This window comes from Citrobacter sp. CK180, assembly GCF_030333655.1.
GTDB lineage: Bacteria > Pseudomonadota > Gammaproteobacteria > Enterobacterales > Enterobacteriaceae > Citrobacter_B > Citrobacter_B koseri.
Map to the genome: position 1 here is coordinate 177,299 of NZ_JAOWFM010000055.1, position 16,425 is coordinate 193,723.

A 16,425-nucleotide genomic window follows, 5' to 3' on the forward strand; every position below is an offset into this window, starting at 1 on the left:
CAAAAAAAGTCTATATTTCACTTTGCCCGCGCCGCGAAAGTCACTGATAATGCGCCGCGTTCATGTCCTCAAAATGGCGTAACGTCCTATGCTACATTTGTTTGCTGGCCTGGATTTACATACCGGGCTTTTATTATTGCTTGCTCTGGCTTTTGTGCTGTTCTACGAAGCGATTAACGGCTTCCATGATACAGCCAACGCAGTGGCAACCGTGATTTATACCCGTGCGATGCGTTCGCAACTGGCGGTTGTTATGGCTGCGGTCTTTAACTTCTTTGGCGTTCTACTGGGCGGTCTGAGTGTAGCCTATGCCATCGTGCATATGTTGCCTACGGATTTGCTGCTTAACATGGGTTCCGCACATGGCCTCGCTATGGTGTTCTCTATGTTGCTGGCGGCCATTATCTGGAACCTCGGTACATGGTACTTTGGTCTGCCTGCCTCCAGTTCCCATACGCTGATTGGCGCCATCATTGGTATCGGTTTAACCAATGCAATGATGACCGGCACTTCAGTGGTGGATGCGCTAAATATACCTAAAGTTATCAATATCTTTGGGTCACTGATTGTCTCCCCTATCGTAGGCCTGGTGTTTGCTGGCGGTCTGATCTTTTTGCTGCGTCGCTACTGGAGCGGCACTAAAAAGCGCGCACGTATCCACCTGACCCCTGCTGAACGTGAAAAGAAAGACGGTAAGAAAAAGCCGCCATTCTGGACGCGTATCGCACTTATCCTCTCGGCTATCGGCGTGGCGTTCTCTCATGGCGCTAACGATGGTCAGAAAGGCATTGGTCTGGTCATGCTGGTTCTGATTGGCGTGGCGCCTGCGGGCTTCGTCGTCAATATGAACGCATCCGGCTATGAAATTACCCGTACCCGCGACGCCATCAACAACGTCGAAACGTACTTCCAGCAGCACCCTGATCTGCTGAAAAAAGTCACCGGCGTGGATCAACTGATTCCCGCACCGGAACCGGGCGCGACAGAACCCGCAGAGTTCCACTGCCACCCGGCGAATACCATCAATGCGCTTGATCGCGCGAAAGGTATGCTGGCGAATCTGGAAAGCTACGACACGTTAAGCGTTGACCAGCGTAGCCAGCTGCGTCGCATTATGCTGTGCATCTCCGACACGACCGATAAAGTCGTGAAGCTGCCTGGCGTAAGCAATGACGACCAGCGTCTGCTGAAAAAACTGAAAACCGATATGCTGAGCACCATTGAGTACGCGCCGATCTGGATAATCATGGCCGTCGCGCTGGCGCTGGGTATTGGCACCATGATCGGCTGGCGCCGCGTGGCGACCACCATCGGTGAGAAGATTGGTAAGAAAGGCATGACCTATGCGCAAGGGATGTCGGCGCAGATGACGGCCGCAGTCTCTATCGGTCTCGCCAGCTACACCGGTATGCCGGTATCCACCACGCACGTCCTTTCTTCCTCCGTCGCGGGGACAATGGTTGTGGACGGTGGCGGTCTACAGCGCAAAACGGTCACCAGCATTCTGATGGCCTGGGTGTTTACCCTGCCAGCGGCGATTATTCTGTCCGGCGTGCTGTACTGGATCTCGCTGAAGATTATCTAAGCGCGACCGTGCCGGATGGCGGCGATGCCTTATCCGGCCTACAAAAACGCAGCACGTAGGCCTTAAAGCGACGCGCCATCAGGCAAAGGAATACAGAATCAACCGTATTGAGCGGGTCAGGAAACTGACCCGCTTTTTTTGCTCAGTGCCAAATCAACAGCGCAACCATACTGATCAGCACCAGACCGCATAATGCGCTGGTGAGGATGAACTGGCCGCGAACGCGTTCACAACGGCGGATGAATTCATCATCGTGGTGATCGCGATAACGTTGCGCGTAGATATACCACACCAGACGCATCTGTTTGTTGGGTTGACCATGTGAGGTAAAGAAGCCACCTCCATCCACATATTGGTAGAGCAATGGATCGCAACCACGCAGTACCACTAACAGCGCGCGTAACGATGAGAAATAGCGCGCCATATTAACAATGCAAACGACACATAAAGCCCAGAATAATGCGACGGTGCTTATCATACCTCCTCCCCGGCGACCCGCCCACGGAGCTCCTCTCCGGGACTACCGCTCCCCCGATACTCAGCCAGACAGTTCAGTGAAAGAGTCCTGCTAAACCGTTCACGCCAGTGCCCTGCATCCGAACGGCTCTATTAAATAGTGTAGGAGATCAGTTAATTTTTTTGCCAGAAGGTTAACCGCTATCAATGCAATTAACTGAAAATTTTGTTTAACTGATTGGCAAGCAAGGCGGATTGACGGATTATCCAGGTCGCTATAATGTAAGGATAGTCTTTACATTCACTTCTCGGCTGGGCTAGCCCCGCGCTGTAGTTCGCAGGACGCGGGTGACGCGGCGGCACAAGAAACGCTAGCTGGCTAGTCATCGACAACTTATGGAAGGAGTAACACTATGGCTTACAAACACATTCTCATCGCGGTTGACCTTTCCCCGGAAAGTAAAGTTCTGGTAGAAAAAGCGGTTTCAATGGCGCGTCCTTACAACGCGAAAGTCTCTCTTATCCACGTTGATGTCAATTACTCTGACCTGTACACCGGCCTGATCGACGTGAATCTGGGCGATATGCAAAAACGCATCTCTGAAGAAACACACCATGCGCTGACCGAACTTTCCACCAATGCCGGTTATCCTATCACCGAAACCCTGAGCGGCAGCGGCGATCTGGGTCAGGTACTGGTTGACGCGATCAAAAAATACGATATGGATCTGGTCGTTTGCGGTCATCATCAGGACTTCTGGAGCAAACTGATGTCTTCAGCACGCCAGCTGATTAATACCGTGCATGTCGACATGCTGATTGTTCCGCTGCGCGACGAAGAAGAGTAAGTTCTGTTGTGCCGGATGGCGGCTGACGCCTTATCCGGCCAGGCATTCATCAGCCCGATATACACAGCGCCCGCCAATGCGGGCGTTTTTGTTTATGCCTTCCCTCGAACACATTCCAGTACAACATTCCAGACCACAAATCATAATTAGTGTGATCAACTAATTAGATCGAAAACCATCTCTATAATAATCTATTCATTCGGTTAATGACCGCAGTCTATAACAGAGTCAGACTTTTTCGGCGCGTTTTGGCATACGCGTTCATACTTTTCGGGATGGCATTGAAAGGCGAAGGAATATGAATACAACTGCACCTACGGGCTTGCTACAGCAACCCCGTCCGTTCTTCATGATCTTTTTTGTAGAATTATGGGAGCGATTCGGCTATTACGGCGTCCAGGGCATCCTGGCGGTTTTCTTTGTTAAACAGCTTGGCTTCTCTCAGGAACAGGCATTTATCACCTTTGGCGCATTTGCCGCACTGGTGTACGGCCTGATATCCATTGGCGGCTACGTTGGCGATCACCTGCTGGGAACTAAGCGTACCCTGGTACTGGGGGCGATTGTCCTGGCGATCGGCTACTTCATGACCGGGTTATCGTTACTGAAACCGAACCTGATTTTTATCGCGCTGGGGACGATTGCCGTCGGTAACGGGCTGTTTAAAGCCAACCCTGCGAGCCTGCTGTCCAAGTGTTACCTGCCCAAAGACCCCCGTCTGGACGGCGCGTTCACCCTGTTTTATATGTCGATTAACATCGGGTCGCTGCTGTCGCTCTCCCTCGCCCCGGTCATCGCCGACAAATTCGGCTATGCCGTTACCTATAACCTGTGCGGCGCCGGGCTGATTGTCGCGCTTCTGGTCTACTTCGCCTGTCGCGGCATGGTGAAAGATATCGGTTCAGAGCCAGACCATAAGCCGCTGAGCTTCCGTAATCTGCTCGCCGTACTGATCGGCACCGTCGCCATGATTTTCCTCTGCGCCTGGCTGATGCATAACGTAAAAATCGCCAACCTGGTGCTGATCGTCCTGTCGATTGTGGTCATCATTTTCTTCTTCCGTGAAGCGTTTCGTCTGGATAAAACCGGACGCAACAAAATGTTCGTCGCTTTTATCCTGATGCTTGAAGCGGTGCTGTTTTATATTCTGTACGCACAGATGCCTACATCGCTGAATTTCTTCGCAATCAATAACGTACATCACGATATTCTCGGTTTTACCATTAACCCGGTCAGCTTCCAGGCGCTGAACCCATTCTGGGTGGTGGTTGCCAGTCCGGTACTGGCGGCGATTTATACGCGTCTGGGGAGCAAAGGCAAAGATCTGACCATGCCGATGAAGTTTACGCTGGGCATGTTCCTCTGTTCGCTGGGCTTTCTGACCGCCGCCGCCGCAGGCATGTGGTTCGCCGATGCGCAGGGGCTGACTTCACCGTGGTTTATCGTGCTGGTGTACCTGTTCCAGAGTCTGGGTGAGTTGCTGATTAGCGCCCTGGGGCTGGCGATGGTTGCTGCGCTGGTGCCCCAGCACCTGATGGGCTTTATTCTCGGGATGTGGTTCCTGACGCAGGCGGCGGCTTTCCTGCTGGGCGGCTATGTCGCAACCTTCACCGCCGTACCGGAAAACATCACCGACCCGCTCCAGACGCTGCCTATCTACACCGGCGTGTTCAGCAAAATAGGCCTCGTCACACTGGCGGTCACCGTTGTGATGGCGATTATGGTGCCGTGGTTGAACCGGATGATTAATACGCCGGATAGCAGTAAATAAGCGTCAACTTTTAGTTCTGACCGCGAGTAACATCGCGGTTTTTTTATCTGTTAACTCTTACAATGTAAGAGTATAATTTGAACAAACAGGTCATCATGGACGGACATGACCATGAACTACATTGAATTTATTGAGACTTCTGTCTTTGCCCGCCAGCGGGAAGCTCTGCTCACCGAGGATGAATATCGCGCATTTCAGGAAATGCTCATTATAAACCCGCTGGAAGGTGATTTAATTCAGGGTACAGGTGGTTGCAGGAAAGTTCGTTTTGCTCCAGCAAGCCACTGTAAGGGAAAAAGCGGCGGGATTCGTAGTATTTACTATTTTCAAAATAGCGAAGGGCGTATCTGGCTTTTCATGGCTTACCCTAAGAACAAAAAGGATAGTCTGAGCGGCGAAGAAAAAAACGCCCTCAAATCCATCATTCACCAACTAAAAGAGGGCCTCGTTATGAACGATTTCTTTAAAGATCTGATGGAATCTGCAAGCGAGGCCGTTGAAATCAGCCAGGGTCGCAAACCTGCTGCCCGAATCACCCGATATGAACTTCCAGATGTCAAAGCTATCAGGAAGAAAGCCAATATGAAGCAGAATGAGTTTGCACAGGCAATAGGCGTCTCATCTTCCCTGATTCAGGCCTGGGAGCAGAAGAGGCGTATCCCTACCGGAACTTATCTTAAGGTTCTTCGGGTGATAGAGCGTAATCCAGAGATGGTTAATCTTTTCAAAACAGTCTAATCGCAACATAGTCCGATAAGCACAGCGCTATCGGACATAGCCGCATCCGGCCTGCGTTCGGGCATTTACCCTTTACGCGCGTCAATCCATTCCTGCACTTCAACCACAAAGGTCTCTGGCGCTTTGCGGTACATCTTACGCGCCAGATCGAGAATGGTATGCTGCCCTAACGCTTCTTCCATACGCTGCTGCGCCATGTCCATTACCGAGCGCACGCCGCAGATACCTTCACAGGCCCACGCCGGAGGCTGCTCATCAAAAACAGCCAGACGCTGGCGAATTTCACGGCATTCAAAGATGCGCTTGTCACCGTCAATGGCGTTGACCACATCCAGCACCGTGATGTGTTCGGCAGGCCTGGCGAGCTGAAAACCACCGCCTTTGCCTTCGATGCTGCGCACCAGGCCCGCTTTCGACAGACGGGTAAAAATCTTGGCCAGATAGTCGTAGGGCACGCTTTGCAGGTCAGCAATTTCGCGAACGCTCATATCGCGGGCGTCGCCTTTGCTGTCCACCATACACATCAGGCTATGGATGCCGTACTCAACCCCGGAACTGTAGAATGCCATGCTCTTATCTCAGCCAAAATAATTCTGAGTTATTGTAGCTTTTTCGACAGACGCTTGCCAGACAGAGAACCATAGCACATTAGAAATTAAAATTTAATTCATTATTTATCATAATGATAACCACCAGATCTGGATCATTTTCCACCGGTTCGCACAAATGACATTGCATTCATTAACTACGACTAATAAAATCCGAGTAAATAACTTCATCGTTAACATTGAGTGCAACCTAAATGCGTAAACAAATTCTGATCGTTGGTGCAGGTTTTTCCGGGATGTGGGCCGCGCTGAGCGCCGCCCGTCTGGCAGATAAACACCAGAATGACACAATTGATATCACCGTTATCGCCCCACAACCCGAACTTCGCGTACGCCCTCGCTTTTATGAAAATGCCGTCCAGACGCTGGTCGCTCCCCTGCAACCGCTGTTCGACGAAACCGGCGTCAACTTCCTGCGCGGGACGGTTGCGCAGATCCTTCCCGACTCAAAAGAGGTGAGCTGGGCGGATGCCTCTGGCAAAACGCACTTGCATCGCTACGACCGTTTGATTCTGGCAAGCGGCAGCCACGTTAACCGTTCACTCGTAACGGGCGCAGATGCGCATGCGTTCGATCTGGATCAACTGGAAAGCGCCGCCGTACTGGAGCAGCACCTGAAGGATCTGGCGAACAAAGAAGAAAGCGCCGCGCGCAATACCGTTGTTGTTTGCGGCGGCGGCTTTACCGGGATCGAGATGGCGCTGGAGTTGCCTGGCCGTTTGCGTGATATTCTCGGCGCTGATGCTAAGACCAGAGTAGTCGTAGTTGAACGCGGCCCGCAGCCTGGCGCTCGCTACAGCGAAGAACTGCGCAACGTGATTATCGAAGCGTCGGCAGAGCTGGGCGTGGAGTGGCTGGTGAATACGGAAGTGGAAAGCGTGGACGCAACGGGCATCACGCTGAAAGACGGGCAAACCATCGCGTCGCAAACCGTCATCTGGACCGTCGGCGTTCAGGCGAACGATCTGACCGGGCAGATTGACGCTCCGCGCGACCGTCAGGGGCGTTTACATGTGAACGCTCAGCTTCAGGTGGTGGGTCACGATGACATTTATGCCACTGGCGATGTGGCGTACGCCGCAACCGATGACAAAGGCAATCATGCGTTAATGACCTGCCAGCACGCTATTCTGCTGGGCAAGTTTGCCGGGAATAACGCGGCCGCAGACCTGCTGGAGGTCACTCCTCTGCCGTATCGTCAGGAAAACTATGTCACCTGTCTGGATCTTGGCGCATGGGGCGCGGTCTACACCGAAGGCTGGGATCAGCAGGTAAAACTGACGCGTGCGGAAGCGAAAAAACTCAAGCTGTCGATTGTCAGCGAGCTGATCTATCCACCGAAGGCCGACAGAGCCGTGGCGTTTGAGATTGCCGATCCGCTGGCGCCGTTTGTTTAGTCAGCCTTGCCGGATGGCGGCGTACCCTGCACTGAACCGTAGGCCCGATAAGCGAAGCGCCATCGGGCAATTCGTTACTCCACCAACGCCGTACCGGCATAAATATCAAACCGGTGGCCTTTAGTGACAACCGCGTTCGGCGTGGCGACATCCGCTAACGGTGGCGCGTAATCCGGGCGCTTCACCACGACCCGTTTGGTCGCCAGCTGGCGCGCTGGCGCCAGCAAACCATCGGCATCAAGATCCGGCCCGACCAGCGACTGAAACACCCGCATCTCTTTTTTCACCAATGCGCTTTTCTGCTTATGCGGGAACATCGGATCGAGATAAACCACCTGCGGGCGCGGCGTGATATCCGTCAGCGCCGTCAGGCTGGAGGCATGGATCAACTGCAAGCGCTCCTGCAACCACGGGCCGATTTCCGGGTCAGCATACCCGCGCGCCAGACCGTCATCCAGCAACGCCGCGACCACCGGGTTGCGCTCCAGCATGCGCACTCGACACCCCACGGAAGCCAGCACAAAAGCATCGCGCCCCAGTCCCGCCGTCGCATCGACCACATCCGGCAGGTAATCGCCTTTAATGCCGACCGCTTTCGCGACCGCTTCGCCACGACCGCCGCCGAACTTGCGGCGATGGGCCATCGCCCCGCCGACAAAATCGACAAAGATGCCGCCAAGCTTCGGCTCATCGCGCTTACGCAGCTCCAGATGCGCAGTCGTCAGCACCAGCGCCATCGGGTTGTTTTCGTCATGCTCTAACCCCCAGCGGGCGGCAAGAACAGATAAGGCGCCGTCTCCGGCGCCTGTTTCATCAACTAAGCAGATCTTCACGTACGCTATCAGCCTTTAATGCCGTAGTGCGTCAGCATCGCGTCCAGCTGCGGTTCACGGCCACGGAAGCGCTTGAACAGCTCCATCGGCTCTTCCGAACCGCCGCGAGTCAGGATGTTGTCGAGGAACGACTGCCCGGTATCGCGGTTGAAAATGCCTTCTTCCTCAAAGCGCGAGAAGGCATCCGCCGCCAGTACATCGGCCCACAGATAGCTGTAGTAACCTGCCGCATACCCCCCAGCGAAAATATGGCTGAAGGCGTGCGGGAAGCGACCCCATGACGGCCCCGGCACCACGGCGACCTGTTTTTTGATCTCAGAAAGCGTCTCCAGAATTTTCGCCCCTTGTTCCGGGTTAAATTCCGCATGCAGACGGAAGTCGAACAGGCCAAACTCCAGCTGACGCAGAATAAATAGCGCCGCCTGGTAGTTCTTCGCCGCCAGCATTTTATCCAGCAGTTCCTTCGGCAGCGGTTCGCCGGTCTCGTAGTGACCGGAGATAAACGCCAGCGCGTCCGGCTCCCAGCACCAGTTTTCCATAAACTGGCTCGGCAGTTCGACCGCATCCCACGGCACACCACTGATGCCGGAAACGCCCGCCGTTTCGATGCGGGTCAGCATGTGGTGCAGACCGTGGCCGAACTCGTGGAACAGGGTGATCACTTCATCATGCGTGAACAGCGCCGGTTTACCGTTAACCGGACGGTTAAAGTTACAGGTCAGGTAGGCGACCGGTTTTTGCAGCGAGCCATCGGCTTTGCGCATCTGGCCGACGCAGTCATCCATCCACGCCCCGCCACGCTTGTGCTCACGCGCATACAGATCAAGGTAGAAACTGCCGCGCAGTTCGTTGTTTTCGTCATACAGCTCGAAGAAGCGCACGTCGGGATGCCAGACATCCACATCGTTACGCTCTCTGGCCGTAACGCCGTAAATGCGTTGTACCACTTCAAACAGGCCGTTCACGGCTTTGTTTTCCGGGAAGTACGGGCGCAGTTGCTCATCGCTGATGCTGTAAAGGTGCTGCTTCTGTTTCTCGCTGTAGTACGCGATATCCCACGGTTGCAGTTCATCGACGCCGAACGTCGCTTTCGCGAAGGCGCGCAGTTGCGCCAGCTCTTTCTCGCCCTGCGGACGCGCGCGTTTCGCCAGATCGGTTAAGAAATCCAGCACCTGCTGCGGGTTTTCCGCCATTTTGGTGGCGAGCGATTTAAAGGCATAGCTGTCGAAACCCAGCAACTGCGCCAGTTCATGACGCAGCGCGAGGATCTCTTCCATCACCGGGCTGTTGTCCCATTTACCCGCGTTCGGCCCCTGATCGGAGGCGCGCGTCACATAGGCGCGATACATCTCTTCACGCAATGCCGGGTTGTCGCAGTAGGTCATCACCGGCAGATAGCTTGGAATATCCAGCGTCAGCAGCCAGCCTTCCTGCTCTTTCGCTTCCGCCTGCGCTTTCGCGGCGGCCAGAGCGCTTTCCGGCATGCCCGCCAGTTCCGCGTCGTCAGTCACTAACTTCGTCCAGCCCATCGTAGCGTCGAGCACGTTGTTGCTGTACTGGTTACCCAGCTCGGACAGGCGAGTGGCGATTTCACCATAGCGCTGCTGTTTTTCCTTCGGCAGACCAATACCGGAAAGCTCAAAATCGCGCAGCGCGTTATCAACCGCTTTTTTCTGCGCGACGTTCAGGGTCGCGTAATGGTCGCCATCGCGCAGGTCGCGGTACGCATTGTACAGACCCTCGTGCTGACCAACCCAGGTGCTGTATTCAGACAGCAGCGGCAGCGTCTGCTCATAGGCTTCGCGCAGTTCCGGGCTGTTTTTAACGGAATTCAGATGGCTGACCGGAGAGAAAATGCGCCCCAGCACGTCGTCCACTTCCGCCAGCGGCTGGCAGAGATTTTCCCAGGTGTACGGCGCGCCCTGCGCCACTACCCGCTCCACGTTTTCACGGCAGTCATTCAGCGCCTTTGTCACGGCAGGCACCACATGCTCAGGCTGGATTTGGGAAAACGGCGGTAGCGAGAAAGGCGTCAGTAATGGATTGGTCATAAGCGCTGTCCTGTTGAATAAGGTGAATGAAGCGCGCATCCGGCGCTGTGCATATTTGTTTCAGATGGGGGTAAGTGTAGTGAATTTCAATGGCGAGCGTAGCGGAAAAATACCCGGTAGCGCTGCGCTTACCGGCCTACGGGTAATCTGCCCTTTTCTGCTGTAAACTGTGACAAATCGTCTATTTCAGCGGAATTTAATTACCCATGCTCAGTTATCGCCACAGCTTTCACGCTGGCAACCACGCCGACGTCCTCAAACACACTGTTCAGAGCCTGATTATCGAGTCGCTCAAAGAGAAAGAGAAACCGTTTCTTTATCTGGACACGCACGCTGGCGCTGGCCGTTATCAGCTGAGCGGCGAACACGCCGAACGCACCGGTGAATATATGGAAGGGATCGCCCGCATCTGGCAGCAGGACGATTTACCGGTCGAGCTGGAGCCTTATATCGGCGTGGTAGAGCACTTTAACCGTAACGGGCAACTGCGTTACTACCCGGGTTCCCCGCTCATCGCCCGCCAGTTGCTGCGTGAGCAGGACAGCCTACAACTGACGGAGCTGCATTCAAGCGATTTTCCGCTACTGCGTTCTGAGTTTCAAAAAGACAGCCGCGCCCGCGTGGAGCGTGCCGACGGCTATATGCAGTTGAAGTCCAAACTGCCGCCGGTTACACGTCGCGGCCTGATCCTCATCGACCCGCCTTACGAAATGAAAACCGATTATCAGGCGGTCGTCAGCGGCATCAGCGAAGGGTATAAGCGCTTTGCCACCGGCACCTATGCGCTGTGGTATCCGGTGGTGTTACGCCAGCAAATTAAACGCATGATTCACGACCTGGAAGACACCGGAATCCGCAAAATCCTGCAAATTGAGCTGGCAGTACGCCCGGACAGCGACCAGCGCGGCATGACCGCCTCTGGCATGATCGTCATTAACCCACCGTGGAAGCTGGAACAGCAGATGAACAACGTGCTGCCGTGGCTGCACAGCAAGCTGGTTCCGGCGGGCACCGGGCACGCTTCCGTCAGCTGGATCGTGCCAGAGTAATCACAGCCATCGGTGGAACCTTTTAATTCCAGGTATACAATCGCGAATATTTTGGCGAATGGCATTGCACTCATTCGCCCTACAATGAACATGAAGGAGCGGTCATGACCAAACACTATGATTACATCGCGATCGGCGGCGGAAGCGGCGGCATTGCCTCGATTAACCGTGCCGCTATGTACGGTCAGAAATGTGCGTTGATTGAAGCCAAAGAGCTGGGCGGCACCTGCGTCAACGTCGGTTGCGTCCCTAAAAAAGTGATGTGGCATGCCGCGCAGATTCGCGAAGCGATCCATATGTACGGCCCGGACTACGGCTTTGACACCACCATCAACGCGTTCAACTGGGACACGCTGATTGCCAGCCGCACGGCCTATATCGACCGCATTCACACCTCGTACGACAACGTGCTGGGTAAAAATAACGTGGATGTGATCAAAGGCTTCGCCCGCTTCGTGGATGCCAGAACCCTTGAAGTGAATGGGGAAACGATCACCGCCGATCACATTCTGATCGCCACCGGCGGTCGCCCGAGCCATCCGTCCATTCCGGGTACGGAATACGGTATCGACTCCGACGGTTTCTTTGCGCTACCTGCGCTGCCGGAGCGCGTTGCGGTGGTCGGCGCGGGTTACATCGCCGTAGAACTGGCTGGCGTGATTAACGGCCTGGGCGCCCAAACGCACCTGTTCGTGCGTAAACACGCGCCGCTGCGCAGCTTTGACCCGATGATCACCGAAACGCTGGTTGAAGTGATGAACACGGAAGGCCCGACCCTTCACACCCACGCGATCCCGAAAGCGGTGGTGAAAAACGCCGACGGCAGCCTGACCCTGCAACTGGAAGACGGTCGCAGCGAAACGGTGGATTGCCTGATTTGGGCGATTGGCCGCGAACCGGCAACCGACAACGTTAACCTTGCCGCCACCGGCGTGAAAACCAACGAAAAAGGGTACATCGTCGTCGATAAATTCCAGAATACCAGCGTGGAAGGTATTTATGCGGTGGGCGATAACACCGGTGCGGTTGAGCTGACGCCAGTCGCCGTGGCGGCGGGTCGTCGTCTCTCCGAACGTTTGTTCAACAACAAGCCGAACGAGCATCTGGACTACAGCAATATTCCGACCGTGGTCTTTAGCCACCCGCCGATTGGCACCGTGGGCCTGACCGAACCACAGGCGCGCGAACAGTACGGCGACGACCAGGTGAAAGTGTACAAATCATCGTTCACAGCCATGTACACTGCGGTGACCTCTCACCGTCAGCCCTGCCGCATGAAGCTGGTGTGCGTCGGCGAAGACGAGAAGATTGTCGGTATTCACGGCATCGGCTTCGGGATGGATGAAATGTTGCAGGGCTTCGCGGTCGCGCTGAAAATGGGCGCCACCAAGAAAGACTTCGACAACACCGTGGCGATTCACCCAACGGCGGCGGAAGAGTTCGTGACAATGCGTTAATCGTCGATAAGCGCCGGATGGTGTGATGATCCTGTCGGCCGATTAAGGCGTTTACGTCGCCATCTGGCGCCATGCCCGATGGCGCTATGCTTATCGGGCCTACGCGTGCGGTTTTCGTAGGCCCGATAAAACCTCAGCCGTCATCCGGCATTCTTTTATTTTCCTTGCATATACGGCGTATACACCCCGTTCAGGCTTTCCAGGAATGCGACGATATCATCAATATCTTTCTGCGGAATCTCTTTCCCCACCTGATAACGCAACATCAGTTTCACCGCTCCGTCGAGGGTTGGCACATCCCCCCGGTGGAAATACGGCGCGGTCAGCGCAACGTTACGTAATCCTGGCACTTTCTGACGCAATTTATCGCGAACTTCATTGGTGACGTTCATACGTCCAATGTCCGCTGCGGTAATTTCGCCGAAATTAAAGTCTTTCTTCAGACCCAACGGCTCGAAGGAACGCCCACCGAGAATAATACCGCCGTGACAGGTCGCACATTTATTCTCTTTGAACAGCTCATAGCCATGTTTCTGCTGCGCCGTCAGCGCATTTTCATCCCCTCGTAACCACTTATCGAAAGGCGAATTTGGCGTAATCAGCGTCTTCTCAAACTCGGCAATGGCATCCGTAATCGCTTCTCCGCTGAAGCCCTGCGGATATATTGCCGTGAACTGCTGTTTTAGCACCGGATCTTTATCGAGTTTCCCAATGATTTCATCCCAGGATTTAGAGGCCATTTCAATCGGGTTTAACGGCGGCCCACCAGCCTGCGCCTGCAACGTCGGCGCGCGACCATCCCAGAATTGCTCAACGTTAAAGATCGAGTTGAACACCGTTGGCGCGTTGATTGGCCCTACCGCGCCGCCCACGCCGATGGAGGTTTTCCTGCCATCTACACCGCCCGCGTTCAGCGCATGGCAATGCGCGCAGGAGATGGTGCTGTCACCCGATAAACGGGCATCGTGGTAGAGGGTAAAACCCAGTGCGACTTTTTGATCGTCAACCGGCAGTTTTTCGGGGACAGGCTGAACCGGCTCATTACGGTGCGCCGCCGCCGTATCCGCGCTGGCGTAGTAACGCTCGCGCTGTTTAGCGATCCAGCCGAGAATCTCCTCCCGCTCCGTATCACTGACCTTACCGGCCCAGTGCAGCGCGGTATAGCGCGTTGGCGGCATTGTTTCGTACTGCATCACCCATTCAATCTTATTCAGATCGCTTTGCGTGACGGGTTTATCCGCGACCAACGCGGCGCGTACTGCTTCAAGGTTGAAAGATTTATAGCCCAGTTGAATGTCATAATTCATCAACTGCTTAGCAACGGGAAAAGAGGAATAAAAAGGCAGTTCAGCAGAGGGGGTATGACAATAATCGCATCCCTTTTCCCGTAAAAAACCCAGGATTTTATTATTGTCTTCCAGCGTTGAGGCTTGCACATCAGCTTCTTTACTACGTTGATTATCGTGATACCAAACGTAACCAGATAATCCTAAATAACAAATCGCAATGCCTGCTATGGCTATCGCGGTAAGACGGGTAATGATTTTCATTATTTTACCCTCACTATAGTGAGATATTATGGCCCAGAAGATGAACATAAATCAGGCGTATGTCTTTATTAGACATAGCCATCATAGGAAATACAGGCGAAGGGTTTTTGATAAGTATCAAGCAATTACATGGGGATAAACTATCGATAAGATAGCTTTTCCCTATTATAAGCAGGGTCTTTCGGCGTCGGTATTCATAACTCGTTGCAATCGAATGTTCTGAAAGTGAAAATCTTCCTGTTACGGCTATTCCATATTTTTTATATTATTATCAGTAATCTATATTTAAAGACTCTTTTTCACGCATTAACAAAGCGTGATCTATCGCACAGTTTGCACCTCATATACCGAAGCGAATGTCTACGCTTAATAGACAGCCGGGCAACACCCGTATCATTTACGACGCAATCCGGAGGTCCTTCTCATTATGCTCAACCAGAAATTACACCCCGCCCCATCCGACGAATTAACGATCGAAATCGATCTGCTTTATGAAACGGATCCGTGCGAGTTAAAGCTGGATGAAATGATCGAGGCAGAACCGGAACCTGAGATGATTGAGGGGCTACCCGCCTCCGACGCCCTTACCCCAGCCGATCGCTATCTTGAGCTGTTCGAGCATGTGCAATCATCCCGGCTTTTTGCCGACAGTAAAACTTTCCCCGACTGCGCGCCAAAAATGGACCCGCTGGATATTCTGATCCGCTACCGTAAGGTCAGACGACACCGCGACTTTGACCTGCTGCGCTTTGTTGAAAATCACTTCTGGCTACCGGAAACCTGGTCCAGCGAATATGTCTCCAACCCGGAAAATTCACTGAAAGAGCATATCGATCAGCTCTGGCCGGTGCTGACGCGTGAGCCGCAGGATCACATTCCCTGGTCCTCGCTGCTGGCGCTGCCGCAATCCTATATCGTGCCGGGCGGACGTTTTAGCGAAACCTACTACTGGGACTCCTATTTCACCATGCTGGGCCTGGCGGAAAGCGGCCGGGAAGACCTGCTGAAATGTATGGCGGACAACTTCGCGTGGATGATTGAGAATTACGGCCACATCCCCAACGGAAACCGCACATATTATTTGAGCCGCTCGCAGCCGCCGGTCTTTGCGCTGATGGTCGAACTGTTCGAAGAGGATGGCGTGCGCGGGGCGCGGCGCTATCTGGATCATCTGAAAATGGAGTACGCCTTCTGGATGGACGGCGCGGAATCTCTGGTGCTCAACCAGGCCTATCGCCATGTCATCAGAATGCCGGACGGTTCCCTGCTCAACCGCTACTGGGACGATCGCGACACCCCCCGCGACGAATCGTGGCTGGAGGATGTGGAAACCGCCAAACATTCGGGTCGCCCGGCTAATGAGGTATACCGGGATCTCCGTGCTGGCGCGGCCTCCGGTTGGGATTACTCATCACGCTGGCTGCGCGATGCAAGCCGGCTGGCCAGCATCCGCACAACCCAGTTCATCCCCATCGACCTGAACGCTTTCCTCTACAAACTGGAGAGCGCGATTGCCAACATTTCCGCCCTGAAAGGCGACCGTGAAACCGAAGCGGCATTTCGCCAGAAAGCCAGCGATCGCCGCGCCGCCGTAAACCGCTATCTGTGGGATGACGAGAATGGCTGCTATCGGGATTACGACTGGCGGCGCGAGCAAATGGCGCTCTTTTCCGCCGCCAGTATCGTGCCGCTGTATGTCGGCATGGCGACTCACGAGCAGGCAGACCGCCTCGCTAACGCCGTTCGCAGCCGTCTGCTGACACCTGGCGGGATCATGGCGACAGAGTATGAAACCGGCGAGCAATGGGATAAGCCTAACGGCTGGGCGCCGCTACAGTGGATGGCAATCCAGGGCTTCAAGCTGTACGGCGACGATATGCTGGGGGATGAAATTGCCCGCAACTGGTTAAAAACCGTCAATATTTTTTACCAGCAGCACCATAAACTGATCGAAAAGTACCATATTGCCTGCGGCACGCCGCGTGAAGGGGGCGGCGGGGAATATCCGTTGCAGGATGGGTTTGGCTGGACCAATGGCGTGGTTCGCCGTTTGATTGGTTTATACGGCGAACCATAGCGACG

General features: G+C 54.3%; 13 protein-coding genes. 8 read left to right on the forward strand and 5 right to left on the reverse strand.

Going from position 1 to position 16,425, the window contains the following annotated elements; genetic code table 11:
• Window positions 1-88 precede the first annotated feature (88 nt).
• Window positions 89-1,585, forward strand: a complete 1,497-nt coding sequence (gene pitA / locus OGV50_RS19725; RefSeq protein WP_012135626.1) for an inorganic phosphate transporter PitA — start codon at window positions 89-91, stop codon at window positions 1,583-1,585.
• A gap of 142 nt (window positions 1,586-1,727) precedes the next feature.
• Here the strand turns inward: pitA and uspB are convergent, their stop codons facing one another.
• Complete coding sequence (gene uspB / locus OGV50_RS19730; RefSeq protein WP_012135627.1) at window positions 1,728-2,063, reverse strand: universal stress protein UspB; 336 nt, start codon at window positions 2,061-2,063, stop codon at window positions 1,728-1,730.
• A gap of 391 nt (window positions 2,064-2,454) precedes the next feature.
• Between uspB and uspA the strand changes: the two genes are divergently transcribed.
• The 3 genes from uspA (at window position 2,455) to nadS (ending at window position 5,398) form a co-directional block, all read left to right on the forward strand.
• A complete protein-coding gene (gene uspA, locus OGV50_RS19735) occupies window positions 2,455-2,889 on the forward strand; it encodes a universal stress protein UspA (protein ID WP_000323571.1) in 435 nt (144 codons plus the stop codon).
• Window positions 2,890-3,187: 298 nt separating this feature from the next.
• On the forward strand, window positions 3,188-4,660 hold the full coding sequence (gene dtpB / locus OGV50_RS19740) for a dipeptide/tripeptide permease DtpB (RefSeq protein WP_047460450.1): 1,473 nt from the start codon (window positions 3,188-3,190) through the stop codon (window positions 4,658-4,660).
• A 111-nt stretch (window positions 4,661-4,771) separates the two neighbouring features.
• Window positions 4,772-5,398, forward strand: coding sequence for a NadS family protein (gene nadS, locus OGV50_RS23590; RefSeq protein WP_353622096.1), 627 nt, complete (start codon window positions 4,772-4,774; stop codon window positions 5,396-5,398).
• 65 nt (window positions 5,399-5,463) lie between these two features.
• Here nadS and OGV50_RS19750 read toward each other — a convergent pair whose 3' ends face one another.
• The gene (locus OGV50_RS19750) at window positions 5,464-5,967 is read right to left on the reverse strand and encodes an RrF2 family transcriptional regulator (protein WP_012135633.1); all 504 of its coding nucleotides are present in this window, start codon (window positions 5,965-5,967) and stop codon (window positions 5,464-5,466) included.
• Between the two features lie 233 nt (window positions 5,968-6,200).
• Between OGV50_RS19750 and OGV50_RS19755 the strand changes: the two genes are divergently transcribed.
• Window positions 6,201-7,403: an NAD(P)/FAD-dependent oxidoreductase gene (locus OGV50_RS19755; protein ID WP_101744187.1), complete on the forward strand. Its 1,203-nt coding sequence runs from the start codon at window positions 6,201-6,203 to the stop codon at window positions 7,401-7,403.
• 74 nt (window positions 7,404-7,477) lie between these two features.
• On the opposite strand, the gene rsmJ is transcribed toward OGV50_RS19755, so the two are convergent.
• Together rsmJ and prlC are read right to left on the reverse strand one after the other, a co-directional pair.
• Window positions 7,478-8,236 carry a 16S rRNA (guanine(1516)-N(2))-methyltransferase RsmJ gene (gene rsmJ, locus OGV50_RS19760; RefSeq protein ID WP_047460446.1) on the reverse strand — a complete coding sequence of 253 codons (759 nt, stop codon included), beginning with the start codon at window positions 8,234-8,236 and terminating at the stop codon, window positions 7,478-7,480.
• An 8-nt stretch (window positions 8,237-8,244) separates the two neighbouring features.
• Window positions 8,245-10,287 carry an oligopeptidase A gene (gene prlC / locus OGV50_RS19765; protein WP_200093141.1) on the reverse strand — a complete coding sequence of 681 codons (2,043 nt, stop codon included), beginning with the start codon at window positions 10,285-10,287 and terminating at the stop codon, window positions 8,245-8,247.
• A 206-nt stretch (window positions 10,288-10,493) separates the two neighbouring features.
• Between prlC and OGV50_RS19770 the strand changes: the two genes are divergently transcribed.
• On the forward strand, window positions 10,494-11,336 hold the full coding sequence (locus OGV50_RS19770; protein WP_200093140.1) for a 23S rRNA (adenine(2030)-N(6))-methyltransferase RlmJ: 843 nt from the start codon (window positions 10,494-10,496) through the stop codon (window positions 11,334-11,336).
• A 104-nt stretch (window positions 11,337-11,440) separates the two neighbouring features.
• Window positions 11,441-12,793 (forward strand): glutathione-disulfide reductase, encoded by a 1,353-nt coding sequence (gorA, locus tag OGV50_RS19775; protein WP_047460436.1) that lies wholly within the window; start codon window positions 11,441-11,443, stop codon window positions 12,791-12,793.
• A 155-nt stretch (window positions 12,794-12,948) separates the two neighbouring features.
• Here gorA and OGV50_RS19780 read toward each other — a convergent pair whose 3' ends face one another.
• Window positions 12,949-14,343, reverse strand: coding sequence for a cytochrome-c peroxidase (locus OGV50_RS19780; RefSeq protein ID WP_047460433.1), 1,395 nt, complete (start codon window positions 14,341-14,343; stop codon window positions 12,949-12,951).
• 427 nt (window positions 14,344-14,770) lie between these two features.
• Between OGV50_RS19780 and OGV50_RS19785 the strand changes: the two genes are divergently transcribed.
• Window positions 14,771-16,420, forward strand: coding sequence for an alpha,alpha-trehalase (locus OGV50_RS19785; RefSeq protein ID WP_012135642.1), 1,650 nt, complete (start codon window positions 14,771-14,773; stop codon window positions 16,418-16,420).
• The last annotated feature ends 5 nt before the right edge of the window (window positions 16,421-16,425 follow it).